The 16,950-nt window shown below is 74.6% G+C and carries 16 protein-coding genes; 9 read left to right on the forward strand and 7 right to left on the reverse strand.

Annotated features, from left to right (window positions below):
• The first annotated feature begins 24 nt into the window (after window positions 1-24).
• Together IF06_RS0127570 and IF06_RS0127575 are read left to right on the forward strand one after the other, a co-directional pair.
• Window positions 25-363, forward strand: a complete 339-nt coding sequence (locus tag IF06_RS0127570) for a hypothetical protein (protein ID WP_013283631.1) — start codon at window positions 25-27, stop codon at window positions 361-363.
• A 131-nt stretch (window positions 364-494) separates the two neighbouring features.
• The gene (locus tag IF06_RS0127575) at window positions 495-1,427 is read left to right on the forward strand and encodes an alpha/beta fold hydrolase (RefSeq protein WP_013283630.1); all 933 of its coding nucleotides are present in this window, start codon (window positions 495-497) and stop codon (window positions 1,425-1,427) included.
• 1 nt (window position 1,428) lies between these two features.
• On the opposite strand, the gene IF06_RS0127580 is transcribed toward IF06_RS0127575, so the two are convergent.
• Both IF06_RS0127580 and IF06_RS0127585 read right to left on the reverse strand, forming a co-directional pair.
• Window positions 1,429-1,794: a hypothetical protein gene (locus tag IF06_RS0127580; RefSeq protein WP_013283629.1), complete on the reverse strand. Its 366-nt coding sequence runs from the start codon at window positions 1,792-1,794 to the stop codon at window positions 1,429-1,431.
• Window positions 1,791-4,982, reverse strand: coding sequence for an SseB family protein (locus IF06_RS0127585; RefSeq protein WP_030274500.1), 3,192 nt, complete (start codon window positions 4,980-4,982; stop codon window positions 1,791-1,793). Before IF06_RS0127585 ends, IF06_RS0127580 begins: the two co-directional genes overlap by 4 nt.
• A gap of 152 nt (window positions 4,983-5,134) precedes the next feature.
• Between IF06_RS0127585 and mycP the strand changes: the two genes are divergently transcribed.
• Window positions 5,135-6,349: a type VII secretion-associated serine protease mycosin gene (gene mycP / locus IF06_RS0127590; protein WP_030274502.1), complete on the forward strand. Its 1,215-nt coding sequence runs from the start codon at window positions 5,135-5,137 to the stop codon at window positions 6,347-6,349.
• Window positions 6,350-6,410: 61 nt separating this feature from the next.
• On the opposite strand, the gene IF06_RS0127595 is transcribed toward mycP, so the two are convergent.
• Together IF06_RS0127595 and IF06_RS0127600 are read right to left on the reverse strand one after the other, a co-directional pair.
• Window positions 6,411-6,704, reverse strand: a complete 294-nt coding sequence (locus IF06_RS0127595) for a WXG100 family type VII secretion target (RefSeq protein ID WP_013473567.1) — start codon at window positions 6,702-6,704, stop codon at window positions 6,411-6,413.
• Between the two features lie 20 nt (window positions 6,705-6,724).
• Window positions 6,725-7,042 (reverse strand): WXG100 family type VII secretion target, encoded by a 318-nt coding sequence (locus IF06_RS0127600; RefSeq protein ID WP_018787788.1) that lies wholly within the window; start codon window positions 7,040-7,042, stop codon window positions 6,725-6,727.
• Between the two features lie 245 nt (window positions 7,043-7,287).
• Here IF06_RS0127600 and eccE point away from each other — a divergent pair, with 245 nt between their 5' ends.
• From eccE to rarD, 4 genes are all read left to right on the forward strand, one after another.
• Window positions 7,288-9,090: a type VII secretion protein EccE gene (gene eccE, locus IF06_RS0127605; protein WP_030274504.1), complete on the forward strand. Its 1,803-nt coding sequence runs from the start codon at window positions 7,288-7,290 to the stop codon at window positions 9,088-9,090.
• 67 nt (window positions 9,091-9,157) lie between these two features.
• Window positions 9,158-9,544 (forward strand): phage holin family protein, encoded by a 387-nt coding sequence (locus IF06_RS0127610; protein ID WP_013283623.1) that lies wholly within the window; start codon window positions 9,158-9,160, stop codon window positions 9,542-9,544.
• Window positions 9,545-9,647: 103 nt separating this feature from the next.
• Complete coding sequence (locus IF06_RS0127615; RefSeq protein WP_013283622.1) at window positions 9,648-10,136, forward strand: GNAT family N-acetyltransferase; 489 nt, start codon at window positions 9,648-9,650, stop codon at window positions 10,134-10,136.
• Entirely contained in the window at window positions 10,133-11,059 is a 927-nt protein-coding gene (gene rarD, locus IF06_RS0127620; RefSeq protein ID WP_030274506.1) for an EamA family transporter RarD, read from the forward strand. Before IF06_RS0127615 ends, rarD begins: the two co-directional genes overlap by 4 nt.
• Before the next feature lie 89 nt (window positions 11,060-11,148).
• Here rarD and IF06_RS0127625 read toward each other — a convergent pair whose 3' ends face one another.
• Together IF06_RS0127625 and IF06_RS0127630 are read right to left on the reverse strand one after the other, a co-directional pair.
• Window positions 11,149-11,838, reverse strand: a complete 690-nt coding sequence (locus IF06_RS0127625) for an anti-sigma factor family protein (RefSeq protein WP_013283620.1) — start codon at window positions 11,836-11,838, stop codon at window positions 11,149-11,151.
• A complete protein-coding gene (locus IF06_RS0127630) occupies window positions 11,835-12,404 on the reverse strand; it encodes a sigma-70 family RNA polymerase sigma factor (RefSeq protein WP_013283619.1) in 570 nt (189 codons plus the stop codon). The genes IF06_RS0127625 and IF06_RS0127630 overlap by 4 nt, the downstream gene beginning before the upstream one ends.
• A gap of 170 nt (window positions 12,405-12,574) precedes the next feature.
• On the opposite strand from IF06_RS0127630, the gene IF06_RS0127635 reads away from it, so the two are divergent.
• Complete coding sequence (locus tag IF06_RS0127635; RefSeq protein ID WP_030274510.1) at window positions 12,575-14,701, forward strand: PhoX family protein; 2,127 nt, start codon at window positions 12,575-12,577, stop codon at window positions 14,699-14,701.
• 117 nt (window positions 14,702-14,818) lie between these two features.
• On the opposite strand, the gene IF06_RS0127640 is transcribed toward IF06_RS0127635, so the two are convergent.
• Window positions 14,819-15,601, reverse strand: coding sequence for an IclR family transcriptional regulator (locus IF06_RS0127640; protein WP_013283617.1), 783 nt, complete (start codon window positions 15,599-15,601; stop codon window positions 14,819-14,821).
• A gap of 153 nt (window positions 15,602-15,754) precedes the next feature.
• On the opposite strand from IF06_RS0127640, the gene IF06_RS0127645 reads away from it, so the two are divergent.
• A partial coding sequence (locus IF06_RS0127645) for an MFS transporter (protein ID WP_030274512.1) occupies window positions 15,755-16,950 on the forward strand: 1,196 nt, incomplete at its 3' end.

The following is a 16,950-nucleotide window of genomic DNA, read 5'->3' on the forward strand; positions in this document are numbered from 1 at the left end:
CGGCGCGGCCGAGACGGAGGATCCGTGTCCGACGACCACCAGCCGGCCGCGAGCGGCCCCGCCTCGCCCGCCGGCCGCCCCACGCCGCTGTCCGCCACCGACCTGCCGACGCTGCGCCGGCCCGCCGGCCCGCCGAAGAGACCGACTGACAACCGGCCCACGGGCGTCGTCGCCGGCTGGATCACCCGGGGCGGTCCCGGGCCGTGCTACGGGCTGATGGACGAGAACGGCACGGAGTACGCGGTGTACGGCCCGAACGCCGGCGAGCTGCGCAAGGGCGACCTGGTCACGCTGCGGCTCACCGCGCGGGACCGCTCCGTCGACTGCGGACCCGGCATCCCGATGCGGATCATCGAGGAGTGACAGGCGGTATCGGCGCCCTCACGCACCCGGCGGGCGGCCGGGTATGCGGTTCCGGGTGACCGCCCGGAGAAATCCCTGATCCTGGTCACCTGCGGGGCCGGTGGGTGACCGGCGGCCCTAGGCTGTGCCCCATGACCGACCAGCGCGGCGGACCCGTCGACGAGTCCTGCGTCCTGCCCGAAGGGCCGTGGACGCACCGGTTCGTCGGCGCCAACGGCAGCCGGTTCCACGTCGTCGAGGCGGGCACCGGCCCGATGGTGCTCTTCCTGCACGGCTTCCCCGAATACTGGTACGCCTGGCGCGAGATGCTGCCCGCGGTCGCCGACGCGGGCTTCCGCGCGGTCGCTGTCGACCTGCGCGGTTACGGTGCGAGCGACAAGCCACCCCGGGGGTACGACGGCTACACGCTCGCCGCCGACGTCGCCGGCCTGATCCGGGCACTCGGTGAGCGGTCGGCCACCGTGGTCGGCACCGGCGCGGGCGGGCTCATCGGCTGGACCGCCGCCTCCTTCCACCCGACCCTGGTCCGGCGGCTCGTGGTGCTCGGCGCGCCGCATCCGCTGCGGCTGCGGGCGGCCATCTTCGCCGACCCGCGCGGCCAGTTCACCTCGGCCACCGCGACGCTGAAGTTCCAGCTCCCCCGCTACGAGCACGTACTGGCCCGGGACGGCGCCGCCGAGGTGGAGGAGATCCTGCGCCGGTGGGGTGGCCCGCGCTGGGTGTCCGGCCCGGACTTCGCCGACTACGCCCACTGCTGCCGGGTGGCGATGCAGATCCCGCAGGCCGCGTTCTGCGCGATGGAGGGCTACCGCTGGGCGTTCCGCTCCGTGCTGCGGCTGCACGGCTACCGCTTCGTGAAGCTGATGCAGAAGCCGCTGGTCACGCCGACCCTGCAACTGCACGGCGCGCTCGACCGGGCCTCGCTCCCCCGTACCGCCCAGGGCTCCGGCCGCTACGTCACCGCCCCGTACGAGTGGCGGCTGCTCGACGACGTGGGCCACTTCCCGCACGTGGAGGCCCGGGACGTGGTGCTCGGCGAGATCCTGCGCTGGGCGAAGTCCTGACTCAGACCCGCTGCTCGCCCAGGTCGGCCACCTCGGCCGCCGGCGCCCAGCCCTGGTAGACGCCGAAGTCGAACGCCTCCAGCCCCATCGCCTCGGCCACCGGCCAGCGCCCGCCGGTGTACTCCAGCCGCAGCCAGCCCTCGTGCTCGGCCAGCACGATGAACGGCTGGCCCTGCCAGGTGCAGGTGGTCCGCACGTACGCCAGATCGTCGACCTCGGCGGCCGGCACCACCCGGACGTACCGGCCGGGGCGCACCTCGGTGAATCCCTCGTCCGGGCCGGGCTGGTACAGACGGATGTCGTCGCCGTCGGGGCTGGCCTGGTACTCCCGCCCCCGCCAGCGGGCCACGTAGCCGTCGCGGCTCACGCCTCGCCCGCCTTCCGCCACAGCAGTTCGTCGGTGTCCAGGACCGCGACCAGCCTGCTGTCACCGTCCGCGCCGACCCGCCACAGCTCGGCGCCGTGCGGGAGCCGGGCGCTGTCCACCTTGAACTCGGCGATCACGTCGCTGCTCTCCCCCGGCGCGAAGCCGTTGCCGCGGAACGGGGACCGCTCGATCACCCAGCCCTCCATCGCCCGCATCGCCGCCTCGTTCGGGCCGCCGTACGGGATCCGGTAGAGGCTCGGCCGGTAGGCGGGCCAGCGCAGCAGGTAGATCTCGTCGTCGTCCGGGGAGAACGGCGAACCGGGGTGGCCGAGGCCGAGCGCGCGGTACAGCTCCGCCGGGGTACGCAGGTGTGCCAGTTCCCCGGCCCGGTGCACGAATCCGGAGACCCGGTCGTAGCCACGCTCCAGGTAGTACGCGAGCTGGCTCGCCGCGATCGCCTTCTGCATGGTCACCGGCCGGTCCGCAGTGGTCGTGGGCGCCTCCGGACGCTGCCGCTCCGCCGGCTGCGGCGCGGCGGCCGGCTCCGGGTCGTCGCCGAGGCCCACCTCGGCCGCCCAGTTGGCGAGCGCGAGGACCTGCTCCCCCGGGTACGTCGCGCCGACCGGGCTGCCCGGGTTGACCCGGAACGACCACGCCACGTCCGGCCACCTGCGGATGAGCTGGACGAACTTGACCCGTACCGTCTCGATCTGGCCCTCGGTGTGCTCGGCCAGGCGTTCCGGCGAGGTGTAGACCGAGACGCACCTCCCGCCGTCGACCTGGTCGGCGTGCCAGACGAAGCCGGGGTCACCCGGCCGGCTGCCGGTGGCCGAGTCGGGCGCGACCGGCAGCAGTACCCGGGCCAACAGCAGGGTGGTGAGGAAGCCGTCGGTGCTGCCGCTGCCCGCGGCGGCCAGCAGGTCCTCCTCGACGTCGTTCGCCGGTACGAACTCGGCGGCCGACTCGTCGCCTGACGGCGGCTCGTCAGTCGTTTCGGAGGCCGCGGGCCCCGCCGTGTCCGGCGCCTGCGTGGACAGCGCCACGGTCGGCTCACCGGGCGCGAACAGCGACGTGGTGACCGGTTCGTCGCCGGTCGCCGGCTCGAAGAGGGACACGGTCGGCTGTTCCGCCGGCACGGGGTCGGACAGCGACGCGGTCGGCTCGGCCGGCGGGCTGGTCAGTGGCGCAGTGGGGTCGTCCGGCGCGGGGTCCGACAGCGACGTCGTCGACTCGGACGGCACCGGATCGAACAACGACACGGTCGGCTCCGCCGGTGCCTCGTCGAACAGCGGGGCGGTCTGCTCGGTCGGGGCCGGATCGAACAGCGAGACCGTCGGCTCGGCCCCATCCGGACCAGCCAGCGGCGCGGTCGACTCGGTCGAGACCCGATCGAACAACGAGACCGTCGGCTCGGCCGACGACGCCGACGACGACGCGAACAGCGGCGCGGTGGCCTCGCCTGCCGGGGGCGGCGGCTCGAACAGCGACGTCGTGGGCTCGGACTCCGACCCGAGCGACACGGTCGGCTCGTCGGGTGGCGTACTCCGGTCCGTCGCGGCGGTGGCCCCGGTACGGGCCGGCGTCGGCTCGGTGAGGTTCACCGTGTCGTCTGCGACCGGCGGGTCCACGGAGAGCGGCATCGTCGGGTCGGTGGTTCCGGCCCAGGGCGTGGCCGCGCCCTCGGCCGGTTCCGCGCGTACCGGACCGGCCGGCTGCGCGGACCAGAGCGGCGCGGGCTCGGTCAGGTCGCGGGCCTCGATGACGGTGCCCTCGATGACGATGGGTGTGAAGTCGCGGCGCGGCGCGGGCGGCGCGGAGACCGGTTCGGCGATCGACGGAGGCAGTTCCTCCGCCGGCTCGTCGATCGTCTCCCACCGCGTGGTCTCGTCCTCGGTGCCGCCCGGCGCGGCCCTCCATCCGTCAGCAGTGGCCGGTCCCGCGTGGGCTGCCACGGCCGGTCCGGCGTGCGTCGCCGCAGCCGTTCCGGCGTCTGCCGGTCCGGCGTGACGGCGGGGCAGCGCCTCGGTGGCGTCCTCGGGCGGGCGGGTCGGCCGGAACGCCTGCGTCGCCTCGTCCGGCCGGGGCACTGGCGGCTCGTCCGGCCGCGCCGCGAACGCGTGGGTCGGACCCTCGCGTACCGGCTCGTTCAGCGGCCGTCGGCGCGGGAACGGCTGCCCGCCGGCGAACCGGGTCGGTGGGGTGGCCCGGTCGCCGGCCCGGCGCGACGGGTCCAGCGGCGACGGGCGCCGGGCCGAACGGCCACCGGACGAGGGCTCGAAGAAGGAGCGGGCCGGCGGCGGAGCGGAGGCGGCCGGCGGCTCGTCGGCCGGTGCAGCCGGGGCGGCGGCGAAGGGGTCCGGCTCGTCCGGGCGGCGGCGCAGGTCGGTGAGCCAGCCGTCGAGGGCGTCCGTATCCGCCTCGGCGCCGGAAGTGGTCCGGCTCGGGACGTCGCTGTCCGCCGCTCGGCGGCGCGGCGGCACGGTGGGCAGTCGCCGTCCCAGGACCGAGGCGGCCCGCATCGGCACCGTGGCCGGCTCGTCGGTCTCCATCAGCCGCTCGTCCCGGCCCGGCGCACCAGCACCAGCACCAGCAAGGGGTGGCACGGCCGGAGGCGGCACCGCGGGTGGCGGCACGACCGGAGGCGGAGCAGCGGCCGGCGGGACGACGGCAGGGGGCACCCGAGCAGGGGTGACGGCGGCCGGCGGGACGGGAACGGCGGGCGGGCGGGGCGCGGCCTCGGGCACCGTGTTCCGGGCTCCCCGGGTGGCGTTCTCCACCCGTTCCAGCCGGGCCCGGGCGCCCATCGTGCGTCCGGGCAGCCGGACGTCGCCCCGGGAGAGCTGAGCCACGTACCAGGCGGGCAGGTAGCCCTCGATCGGCAGCCCGGGGTTGACCGCCAGCCACCACTCGGGGTTCGGCCAGCCGGCCGCCAGGTCCGGGTAGGGGACGCGGCGGGTGGGGCCCGCGTTCTCCCCCAGGCTCGCACGCAGCGCGGCGACGGAGGTGAAGGCCAGCACGTGGGTGCGGCCCCCGGAGGTCCAGGTGCCCCACCCGGCGGTCGGTCCGTTCGCGACCGGAAGCAAGAGATCGACGCGGGTCAGCGCACGGAAGTACTGCTGCTGGTCCTGCGCGCGCAGCGCGTCCCGCATCGCCACCTCGGCCTCGGTGGCCGGCTCCCATCCGGTCACGGCCACCTCTCCTTCCGCGAACAGGCCACAGGCATCGCATACAACCTACAAGGTGGCAGCAAGATCAGGACTTCTGGCCATCGACGGTCGGCCCCGACGTGAGTGAGCCGCTAACATCCCGTTCCGGAGCCGACACGTTACGGAGGTCGTCGATGTCTCGGCCAGTCGCGTACCCCGTCGTGGCCGCCCTGGCGACGCTCCTCGTCGCCGGGGTTCCGGCCGCTCCGGCGACGGCTCGCGCACCCGCCGGCTGCGCCTCGCCGCCCGCGCCGGCCCGCCCGGTGGCGGACCAGCCGTGGCCGCAGCAGCGGTACGCCCCGGAACGGCTCACCCCCCTCGCAACGGGGGCCGGGGTCGTGGTCGCGGTCGTCGACTCGGGAGTGGACCGGTCCCACCCGCAGCTGGCCGGTCGCGTCCTCGACGGCGCCGACTTCCTCGATCGGAGCGGGGACGGCACCCGGGACTGCGCCGGGCACGGCACCGGGGTGGCGAGCATCATCGCCGCCGCGCCGCAGCCCGGCGTCGCGTTCCGCGGCCTCGCGCCGGACGCACGCATCCTGCCGGTACGGGTGAGCGAGCAGCAGGTGGTCGACGGGCGGGAGTCGGGGCGTACCGTCGACGCGGCCGGGTTCGCCCGGGCCATCCGCTGGGCCGTGGACCACGACGCCGACGTGCTCAACCTCTCGGTCGTGCTGTACGCGGACGACCCGGCCGTACGCGCCGCCGTCGCCTACGCGGTGCGGCGGGACGTGGTGGTGGTGGCCGCCGCCGGCAACCTGCACGACAACGGGGATCCCCGGCCCTACCCGGCGGCGTACGACGGGGTGCTCGGCGTCGGCGCGATCGGGCGGGAGGGGACACGGTCGGCGTTCTCCCAGACCGGCTCGTACGTGGACGTGGTCGCCCCTGGTAGCGAGGTGCTGATGGCGGCGCCCAGGTCGGGCCACCAGCGGGCGGAGGGGACCAGCTACGCCACTCCGTTCGTGGCGGGTACTGCCGCGTTGCTGCGCCAGTACCGGCCCCGGCTGAGCGCGGCCGAGGTGGCCGGCCTGATCGTGGCCGCCGCCGACCCGGCGCCCGGGCGGGACGCGGGCTACGGCGCGGGGGTGCTCAACCCGTACCGGGCGGTGACCGAGTCGGCCGGCGCGACCGATTCCCGCACCCGGCCGGGGGCGGCGCTTCCCGCCGAGCGGCCCGATCCGGCCGCGCTGGCCCGCCAGTCCCGCCGGGACACGGCCCGGGACCGGGCGCTGCTGGCCGCCGCCGTCGCGGGCGGGGCGGTGGCACTGGTGGCGGCGCTCGCCCTGGTGCTGCCGCGCGGCGCACGCAGGCGCTGGCGGGCGGCGGACCCGGCAGTTCCGAGCTGATCGCCGGCCACGCGCGACGCCGCGCGGCCCGGGTCACCTGCCCGGGCCGCGCGGCGTCGGTTCACTGGAACAGGTTGGCGTTGCGCTTCTCGGTGTCGAGGTAGTCGGTCGCGGAGTCCTCGACGGCGAGCTTGATGTCACGCAGCATCGCCTGGAGGTCCTGCGAGGCGGCCCGCCACCGGGACTGCCGCACCTCGTACGCCTCGCGGGCCTCGCCGTTCCAGCTCGCCACCAGCGGGGCGGCGTCGCGTTCGAGCTGACCGAGCTGACTCTCCAGCGTGGACAGCGCCCGTTGGATGTCGGCGCCCGCCTGTTGCAGGGCGGCGAAGTTGACGACCAGCACACCGTGCTCCATGGATTCGATCCTTCCGGTTGTCAGAGCGGCAGCTGGATGCCGCGGTTGGTGCCCGCCACCCGGCCGGCGGCCTCGGTGTCGGAGACGTCGTAGTGGCGGCCGGCGCTGCGGATCGCGGTCGCGGTCTCGCGCAGCGCCCGCTGAAGGGCGGCCTGGTCCTGCGCCCACTGCTGCTTGACCTGCGCGAACGAGCGCCCACCGGCACCCCGCCAGGCCTGCTGCAACACCTCCAGCTCGGCCATCAGGCCGCTGAGCATGGTCTGGAGCGACTGATCGACCTGCTCGAACTTCGCGGCGGTCTGCTGCATCACCGCGGCTTCTGCCTGGGTCTGGGACATCCCGGACGTCACCTCGTCTCCTCGGTCGTGGCTGGCCACCGTGTGACCACCGTGGACTCGTCGGCGGGGGTCCGGGGCCGGTGGAGGGGGAAGCCCGGTGGCGGCGGACACGCAACTCGACGATTTCGTCGCTGACGGTAGCCGCCCGACTCCGGTTCTGCTACCCCCTCGGGCTCCCCTGTGGACAACCCGCCCACTACGATGAGCCACGGCAGCGTCACGCGGAGGCCCGGCGAGGAGGTGCGGTGACCGCGAGCACGTCCGAGCGGCCCGCGTCCGTCCCGGTCCGCACGCCACAGTGGACGAGTCGTCCGACCGCTCGACTGCGCGCCGGCCAGATCGTGGCCACCCAGGTCGCGGCGGCAGTGCTGGTCGCAGCCGCCGGGCGGGGTGTCGTGCCGACGGCCGTCGCGCTGCTGTCGGCGGCCCTGCTGCTGCCGGCCGCGTGGGTCCGGGTGCGCGGCCGCTGGCTGCACGAGTGGCTCGTCACCGCTGCCGCGTACGTGACGCGGCGGCGCGCCCTGCCACCGGCGGCCGATCCGGCGGCGCTGCTGGGGCTGCTCCGGCCGGGCTCGGTGGTCGGCGCGACCGAGGCGTCCGGCGGGGCGGCCGTGCTGCACGACGCCGCCGGGCTGACCGCCCTCCTGGAGCTGGGCGACCCGGACGACCTGCTCGGCGACCACGCGCACGAGCTGCCCACGCCGTTCGACCTGCTTCCCCCGGCCGGTCCGGACGCCCCCGCGATCCGGCTGCAACTGGTGTTCTCGTCGTCGCCCGCACCGGTGCCCGCGGTTGCCGGCGGTCCGGCCGGGACGTCGTACCGCCAGCTCACCGACGGGCGGGTGGCCGCGCGGGCACGGGTGGTGCTGGCCGTCCAGGTGCTGCGCGCAGACGGCTGGCCGGACGAGGACCTGTTGCGGGCACTGTCCGGCACCCTGCGGCGACTCGTCCGCCGGCTCGGCCCGCTCACCGCCCGGCCGCTGGGCGGCGACGCGGCGCTGCGGATGATCGCCGAACTTGCCCACCACGAACCCGGAGCCCCGGTACGGGAGACCTGGCCGCTGCTCACTGTCGGTGGCTTGACGCAGGCCACCTGGCGACTGCGCCGGTGGCCGGATCCGCGTGGCGAGGCGGCCCGGGGGCTGGTGGGCCGCCTGCTCGCACTGCCCGCGACCGCCACCACAGTCGCGCTCACAGCCGGTCCGCGCACCGGCACCGCGCCGGTCCCGGCCGAGCTGGCGGTACGGGTGGCGGCCGGGAGCGCGGCCGGGCTGTCGACGGCGGAACGCACGCTGCGCCGGATCGCCGGTGACGTCGGCGGCGAGTTGCGCCGGCTCGACGGTGAGCACCTCGCCGGGCTGGCCGCCACGCTGCCGTTGGCGGTGACCGGTGGGGCCGCGTCCCCGGCCGGGTCGCCTCCGCCCGCGCTGGACCTGCCCTCGGCCACCGCCGGCCTGATGGTGGGCGCGAACCGGCACGGCGCCGCACTCACCGTCCGCCTGTTCCGCCCGGCCACGACCCGGGTGCTGCTCGTGGGCGGCGTGCCCGCGGCGCAACTGCTCGTGCTGCGGGCGCTGGCGCTCGGCGCGCGCGTGGTGGTGCAGACCGGCCGCCCCCGCTTCTGGGAGCCGTTCGTGCGGGGTGTCGGGACGGTCGGCGGCGGCGTACCGCTGCTCCCGCCGGGCCGTCCGGCCGGTGGCGCGCCCGGCTCGCCGCTGCACCCGCTGCTGGTGGTGGTGGACGCCGGCCCGGTGCCACCGGAGGCCGGACCGGCAGCCGCCTGGCAGTCGGTGCTGGTGGTCCGCGACGAGCTGACCTCGGCCGACACGCCCGCGCTGGCCCGCGCCGACCTGGCGATCCTCCAGCCGCTCGACCCGGACGAGGCCGCGCTGGCGGGCGCGGCGCTGGGCCTGGGCGGTTCCGCCGAGTGGCTCACCCGGATCCGCGACGACATGGTGGCTGTGGTCAACCGGCGGGCCCTGCGCTGGGCGCTGCTCTCGCCCACACCTGTCGAGTCGCAACTGGTCGGTCGCCCGGCCCGGCACTGACGAGCCGCACCGCCGCGTACCAGGTCGAGCCTTCCCCTGGTGGTACGGCCGTGGCACGATCCCGGCCATGGATTTCCTGAAGGGTCTTCTGATTCGCGTGGGTTCGACGGCGGTGGCGTTCTGGCTCGCCACCCTGCTCATCCCGGGCATCTCGCTCGACTCCGACTCGGCCACCGAGACGGTGATCACGCTGGTGCTCGTCGCGGTCATCTTCGGTGTGGTGAACGCGGTGCTCCAGCCGATCATCAAGACCGTGGGGTGCGGCTTCTACCTGCTGACCCTCGGCCTGATCGCGCTCGTGGTGAACGGCCTGCTCTTCCTGCTCACCAGCTGGATCGCCGGTGAGGCCGGACTGCCCTTCCACGTGGACGGGTTCTGGCCGGAGGCGGTGCTGGGCGCGCTCTTCGTCGGCATCGTCACCTGGATCCTCGGCGCCGTCCTCGACCGCGACTGACACCGGCCCCGGCCGGCCGCCTTCGCGGCCGGCCGGGGCCACCAGGCCAGCAGCAGGGAATTGGCTGGCGAGGGCCCCGGCCGGGGGTACTAGCCTCGGCCGGGTGTTCACCCTGACCCGCGCGGACGGCTACGAGATCAGCACCGACCCGGATCGGATCGACCTGGACCGGGTGCACGTCTGGCTCTCCACCGACGCGTACTGGGCGCTGGGGCGGGAGCGGGAGACGGTGGCGCGCGCGTTCACCGGCTCGATCGGCTTCGGCGTCTACCGGCCGGGTGACGGACGGCAGGTCGCTGTCGCCCGGGTGGTCACCGACGGGGCCACGTTCGCCTGGCTCTGCGACGTGTACGTGGACCCGGCCGAGCGGGGTAGCGGGCTGGGCACCTGGCTGGCCGGCGCGGTCCGCGACCACCTGAACGAGCTGGGCGTACGCCGGATCCTGCTGGCCACGCTCGACGCGCACGGGGTCTACGCGAAGATCGGCTTCAAGCCGGTCGCAGCGGATCGGTGGATGGAGCTGGATCAGCGGGTGACGCCGGTCACCGATAAGGACCAAGATAAGGATCCACCACTTACGGTGGAGCGGTGAACCAGCTCCGGCTCGGCTACCTGTACGGCGTCGGCGCGTACCTGATCTGGGGTTTCTTCCCGATCTACCTGAAGCTGCTGCGCCCGGCCGGGCCGGTGGAGATCCTCGCGCACCGGATCCTCTGGTCGGTGGCGTTCGTGGCGTTGCTGCTGGCCGCCACGCGGCACGCCGGCTTCCTGCGCAAGCTGGCCCGGCGACCCCGGGCGCTCGCCGGCATCGGGCTCGCCGCCGCGCTGATCGCGGTCAACTGGGGCACGTACATCTACGGCGTGAACTCCGACCGGGTGGTGGAGACGGCGCTCGGTTACTTCATCAACCCGCTGGTGTCGGTGCTGTTCGGCGTCCTGGTGCTGCGGGAACGGCTGCGCCGCGCCCAGTGGGCGGCGCTCGGCGTGGGTGCGCTCGCGGTCGCGGTGCTCACCGTCGACTACGGCCGCCTGCCCTGGCTGGCGCTCACCCTGGCGTTCAGCTTCGCCGGGTACGGGCTGGTCAAGAAGCAGCTCGCGCTGCCCGCCACGGAAGGGCTGTTCGTCGAGTCAGCGGTGCTGGCGCTGCCCGCACTGGCGTACCTGGGGTGGCTGTCGGCGCGCGGCGACTCGACGTTCGGGCACGTCTCGGCCGGGCACACCGCGCTGCTGGTGCTGGCCGGGACCGCCACCGCGATCCCGCTGCTGCTGTTCGCCGGGGCGGCGAACCGGCTGCCGCTGTCCACTGTCGGCATGCTGCAGTACCTCGCGCCGATCCTCCAGCTCGGCTGCGGCGTGCTGATCTTCCACGAGCCGATGCCGCCGGCCCGGCTGGCCGGCTTCGCCCTGGTCTGGCTCGCCCTGGTGGTCTTCACCGCCGACGCCCTGCGCCACTCCCACCGCACCCGCCAGGCCGCCCGCACCCCGACCGCCCCCACCCCCACCCCGTCCCGCTGATCTTGCACTTACCGCCCCGGCGAAAGGGGCGAACCACCCGCACCGAGGGCCACAAGTGCAAGATCAACGGGGAGAGCGGGCGGGCAGGGTCAGCGCAGGTCGTAGGCCAGGACGGGGGCGTTTGTTCCTCGGAGGAGCTCCAGGCGGACCAGCTCGCCCTTGGTGAAGCGGGTGACGCCGGAGAAGCGCAGGTCGTCACCGGGGGCGGCGAGCCACGAGCCGATCTGCTCCGTCGCGCCGTCCGGGCCGTGCGCCACCAGCCGGAACGTGTACGCCTCCCGGTGCCCGGCCCGCCTGTCGTACCCGCAGTGCATGGTGACCTCGGTGCCCCACGGCGTCTCGGTCAGCCCCACCTCGGCGTGCACCGGCACCGTCCCGGCCACCGGCCGCATCGAGGCCAGCGCCACCGGCGGCTTCGTCGGCTCGGCCGGCGACTGCACGAGTCCCACGCCGACGCCCGCCAGCACGGCGAGCGCGGCGGCGGCGAGCGCTGTCAGCGCGTACCGTCGGCGGGAGCGGGACCGCTCGCGGCGCTTGCGCTCGCGCGCGGCGTCGAGCAGCGCGGGCACCCGCGACGTCTCCGGCCCGACCTCCAGGAACTGCTCCAGCCCGGCCGGGTCGAGCCGCCCCAGCAGGCCGGGCAGCACGGCGATCTCCGCCACCGCCTCCCGGCACTGGGCGCACCCGGCCAGGTGCCGCTCGTAGGCGACCCGGTCCGCCGGGGCGAGCGCGCCGAGCACGTACGCCCCGTCGTCGTGCGCGAACTCGCAGCGTGTCACCCGGTCACCCCCATCTCGGCCAGCGCCAACCGTAGTGAGCGCAGCGCGTAGTGGGTACGCGACTTCACCGTCCCCGGCGGTACGCCCAGCCGTGCCGCCGCCTCCGCCACCGAACGTCCCTGGTAGAAGCACTCGACGAGCACCTCCCGGTGGGTCGGGCTGAGCCGGTTGAGCGCCTCGGCCACGGTCCACGCCTCCACCGCGCGCTCCGTCTCGTCGACCGTCTCGGCGGTCTCGGGCAGTTCGTCCGTGTAGACCTCGCCGACCCGGGCCGAGCGCCGCCGCCAGGCGTCGATCGCCAGGTTCCGCGCGGTGGTGAACAGCCAGGCGCGTACCGAGCCGCGTCGCGGGTCCAGCGACTCGGGGTGCCGCCAGGCGCGCAGGAGCGTCTCCTGCACCAGGTCCTCGGCCCGGGGCCGATCGCCGTTGACCAGCCGCAGGGCGTGCGCGTACAACGCGTCGGCATGCTCGTCGTGCAGCGCGCGCAGCAGTTGGGCGTCGTGGTCGCTGATGGCGGTACCTCGCTTCCGGCGGCGGGGAAACCGGCGATGCGTTCGCCCTTCCATACGTGCCGTGACGCCGAACGGTTCATCCGCAGGTCAACGCGGAGCTGTTCACGTCCGGTTCAGGTCCGGGCCGATCCCCGCTCACCGTGCCCTGGCAGCGTCCGGCGGGTGAGCGCCCGGGCCGTCTCGCCCGCGCGCCTTCCGACGTTGAGATCAGGAGGCTCCACCTCATGAGCGACCGGCCTCGCCTGCTTCCGCTGCTGGGTGGCACCCGCCACGGCAGCCGCGACGCGATGACCTGTCTGTACCGGTGCGGCAACGCGTGTGACCACCCGGTGCCGAACCCGACCGACAACCCGTACTTCGGCGACGTGGTCGACACCGAGATCTCCCGGCGCGGCGTGGTCCGGGCCGGCGCGGTCGGCGCGCTGGTGCTCGGCTTCGGCGGCGCCGCCGCGGGCGCGCTCGCCGGCGCCGCGCCGGCCGCCGCTGCGCCCGCCGCCCCGCCCGTGCCCGGCGGCGGCGAGGTCTCGCCCGCCGGCGCGGGCCGCCCTGGTAGCGGCGCGTTGACGTTCAAGCCGATCCCGCCGAACAAGCTCGACACCCTCGTGGTCCCCAACGGGTACGACCACTCCGTGGTGATCCGCTGGGGTGACGAGGTCGTGCCCGGCGCGCCCGCGTTCAGCCTCGGCCGGCAGACCGCCGCCGCCCAGTCCAAGCAGTTCGGCTACAACAACGACTTCGTCGGGGTGCTCCCGATCGACCGTCGGCGCGCGCTGCTCGTGGTGAACCACGAGTACACCAACGAGGACCTCATGTTCCCCGGCTTCACCAGCCAGGACGCGCTCACAGTGGAGCAGTTGCGGGTGGCGATGGCCGCGCACGGCATGTCCGTGGTGGAGCTGGAGCGGGTGGAGAACACCGGGCAGTGGCAGCCGGTACGGCGTGGCCGGCGGGAGTACAACCGCCGGGTCACGGCGCTGGCGACGAAGTTCGAGCTGACCGGCCCGGCCGCCGGCTCGGCGTGGCTGCGTACCGCCGCCGACCCGAAGGGCCGGACGGTGATCGGCACGCTCAACAACTGCGCCGGTGGCGTCACCCCGTGGGGCACGGTGCTCTCCGGCGAGGAGAACTTCAACCAGTACTTCGTCGGCGGAGACGGCGCGCCGGAGGAGCAGAAGCCGAAGCTGGCCCGGTACGGCATCCCGACCGACGTGCGCCACCCGAGCGGCAGCCGCAAGTGGGAGCGGGCGGACGAGCGCTTCGACCTGGCCAAGCACCCCAATGAGGCGAACCGGTTCGGCTGGATCGTCGAGATCGACCCGTTCGACCCGCAGGCCAAGCCGCGCAAGCACACCGCGCTGGGCCGGTTCAAGCACGAGGGCGCGAACGTCATCGTGGCGCGCAACGGCCGGGTGGTCGCGTACATGGGCGACGACGAGCGCTTCGACTACCTCTACAAGTTCGTCTCGGACAAGAAGTTCATGCCGGGGAAGTCCTCGGTGGCGCGGCGGCACAACCTGACGCTGCTGGAGTCGGGCACGCTCTACGTCGCGAAGATCGAGGGCGACAGCCCGGCCGCCGAGATCGACGGTTCCGGCAAGCTCCCGGCCGACGGTGGGTTCGGCGGCCGGGGCCGCTGGATCAAGCTGGTCAGCGGCAACCGCTCGTACGTCGACGGCATGACCGCCGCGGACGTGCTCACCTTCACCCGGCTGGCCGGGGACAAGGTCGGCGCCACCAAGATGGACCGGCCCGAGGACGTCGAGCCGAGCCTGCTCACCGGCAAGGTCTACGTGGCGCTGACGAACAACAGCGACCGCGGCAAGGCCGGCAAGGCGCCCGCCGACGAGGCGAACCCGCGCAACAGCAACAAGCACGGGCAGATCCTGGAGCTGGTCGAGGACCGCGGCGACAACACCGCCGAGACCTTCGCCTGGTCGCTGCCGATCGTCTGCGGCGACCCGGCCGACGCCTCGACCTACTTCGCGGGGTACGACAAGACGAAGGTCTCCCCGATCTCCTGCCCGGACAACGTCGCCTTCGACGCCACCGGCAACCTGTGGATCTCGACCGACGGCAACGCGCTGGGCAGCAACGACGGCCTGTTCGCCACCGCCGTCGAGGGTCCGGAGCGGGGCCACCTGAAGCAGTTCCTCACCGTGCCGCTCGGCGCGGAGACCTGCGGCCCGTTCATCACCGGCGACAACCGTTCGGTCTTCGTGGCCGTGCAGCACCCCGGCGAGGTTTCCGGCGCGTCGGTGGAGAACCCCGCCTCCACCTGGCCGGACGGCGACTTCGCCAAGCCCGGCGTGGTGGTCACCTGGCGCCTCGACGGCGGCCCGGTCGGTAGCTGACCCACCCCGGGGGCGGTCCGGCGCTGGACCGCCCCGCGAGGGGCCGCCGACCCACCAGGTCGGCGGCCCCTCGTCAGTTCTCGGAGGCGGTCCCGGCGGGGATCGGCGCGCGGCGAGTCAGTTCTCGGAGGCGATCCCGTCGGCGATGGCGCGCGCGGCGGTGAGGAGCTTGGCGCGGACCACCCGGGCCGATGTCATCATCTCGCCGGCCGGCAGCGCGCAGGCCAGCACCACCCGGCGCTCGATGTCCTTGTCCGGGCTGACGAGCACCGCGGCGCACGCCACGCCCTGCCGGAACTGCCCCAGCTCCAGCTGCATGCCGCGCCGGTCACCGGCGGCCAGGTCCGCCTCGAACGCCTCGACAGTGGTGAGGGTGGCGGTGGTGAACGGGCGCATGCCGTACTCGCGCAGGTAGCGGAAGCGCTGTTCGGTGGTGAGCGTGGCGAGCAGGCTCTTGCCCAGCGCGGTGGCGTGCGCGCCCTCGTCGAAGCCCGGCACCAGGTCCTCCATGTAGGGCGAGCGCGGCCCCTCGGCGGACGCGGTCACCGCCACCTGCCCGCCGACGAAACGGCCGAGGTAGTGGCTCCAGCCGGTGTCCGACGCCGCGCGGCGCAGCGCCTCGCCCACCGCCGGCGGCCCCCGGAACGCGGTGACCAGCTCGCGGTAGCGGTCGGCCACCTCCAACCCCACGATGTACGTCCCGTCCTCGCGCCGGATCACGTAGCCCTCGTACGCGAGCGTGCGCACCAGGTGGTAGGTGGTGGCGACGGTCAGCTCGCAGCGCCGGGCGATCTGCTTCACGGTGAGCCCTCTCGGCGCACGGCCGACCGACTCGAGCACTCGAAGCGCGCGAGACACGCTACGGATCAGGTCCGAAGGTTCCGCCAAGGGGTCGCGCACAACCACCTCCGCCGCCGGGGACTTACACCATATGAAAAACCGGCCGAGTGCGAAATGCCTGTTCGGATGGAGGATGCCAGAAGACCGGACACAGACCGTGTGTCGACGGACACGATGAGCAGCCAAAACGTCCGGGCGTAAGGTGTGCTCGCGATGACTGAAACAGTTTCGCGAGTCGCCTCTCCGGCGTCCCGCCACGCCGTCACGGTCGGCGCGGGCGCCACCCTCACCACGATCGTGTGCGTCCTGCCCGTCTTCCTGGTCGGTGGGCTCGCCGTCCAGCTCGCTGACGAACTCCGCTTCAGCCCGGCCGGGCTGGGCCTGGCCGTCTCGATCTACTTCGGCGTGAGCGCGCTCGCCTCGGTGCCCTCCGGCGCCCTGGTCGAGCGCTTCGGCTCGGCCCCGGTCGCCCGGGCCGCCATCCTGCTCTCCGCCGCCTCGCTGCTCGCAGTGGCCGGGCTGGCCCGGTCGTACCCGATCCTGGTGGCGCTGCTGGCGCTCAGCGCCGCCGCCAACGCCCTCGGGCAGCTCGCCAGCAACGCCGCGCTGGCCGAGCACGTACCCGCCCACCGGCAGGGCCTCTCGTTCGGCGTGAAGCAGGCCGCCGTACCGGCCGCTACGCTGCTGGCCGGTCTGGCGGTACCCACTGTCGCGCTCACCGCCGGCTGGCGCTGGGCCTTCGTGGCCGCAGCGGTGGCCGCGCTCGCCGTGCTGCCGGCCGTACCCCGGGCCGGACGGGACCGGCGGGCCCGGACCGCCTCCGGTCGCGGTCCCGGCGGCACCGGCCCGCTCGTGGTGATCGGGCTGGCCGCGACGCTCGCGGCAGCCGCGGCGAACGCCCTCGGCACGTTCCTGGTCGACTCGGCTGCGGCGCGAGGGCTCTCCCCCGGCCTGGCCGGCCTGACGCTGACCCTGGGCAGCGTGGTGTGCGTGCTCGCCCGGGTGGGCGTCGGCTGGCTGGCCGACCGGCGCACCAGCGGGCACGTCGGGCTGATCGCCGGGATGCTGCTGACCGGCTCGGTCGGCCTCATCCTGCTCGCGGTGGCCGGATCGGCGCCGCTGGTAGCGGGCGTGGTGCTCGGCTTCGGTCTGGGCTGGGCCTGGCCCGGGCTGATGAACTTCGCCGTGGTCCGGCTCCACCCGCAGGCCCCGGCCGCCGCCACCTCGATCACCCAGACCGGGGTGTACGCGGGCGGCTGCCTGGGTCCGCTCGGCCTGGGCGCGCTGGCCGGCGCGGCGGGCTACCCGGCGATGTGGCTGACTGCTGCCGCGGCGATGCTCCTGGCCGCCTTCCTGATGCTGCTGGGCGCCCGCCTCCTACGCCCCACCCCCACCCCCACCCCCACCCC

The sequence above is a fragment of the Micromonospora globosa genome, assembly GCF_000717585.1.
GTDB classification, from domain to species: domain Bacteria; phylum Actinomycetota; class Actinomycetes; order Mycobacteriales; family Micromonosporaceae; genus Micromonospora; species Micromonospora aurantiaca.

Coding starts and splice junctions, on each gene's coding strand:
- IF06_RS0127575 (WP_013283630.1), top strand. CDS start 495: ATGACCGACCAGCGCGGCGGACCCGTCGACGAGTCCTGCGTCCTGCCC.
- mycP (WP_030274502.1), top strand. CDS start 5,135: ATGTCTCGGCCAGTCGCGTACCCCGTCGTGGCCGCCCTGGCGACGCTC.
- IF06_RS0127595 (WP_013473567.1), bottom strand. CDS start 6,704: ATGGAGCACGGTGTGCTGGTCGTCAACTTCGCCGCCCTGCAACAGGCG.
- IF06_RS0127600 (WP_018787788.1), bottom strand. CDS start 7,042: ATGTCCCAGACCCAGGCAGAAGCCGCGGTGATGCAGCAGACCGCCGCG.
- IF06_RS0127610 (WP_013283623.1), top strand. CDS start 9,158: ATGGATTTCCTGAAGGGTCTTCTGATTCGCGTGGGTTCGACGGCGGTG.
- IF06_RS0127630 (WP_013283619.1), bottom strand. CDS start 12,404: ATGGAAGGGCGAACGCATCGCCGGTTTCCCCGCCGCCGGAAGCGAGGT.
- IF06_RS0127635 (WP_030274510.1), top strand. CDS start 12,575: ATGAGCGACCGGCCTCGCCTGCTTCCGCTGCTGGGTGGCACCCGCCAC.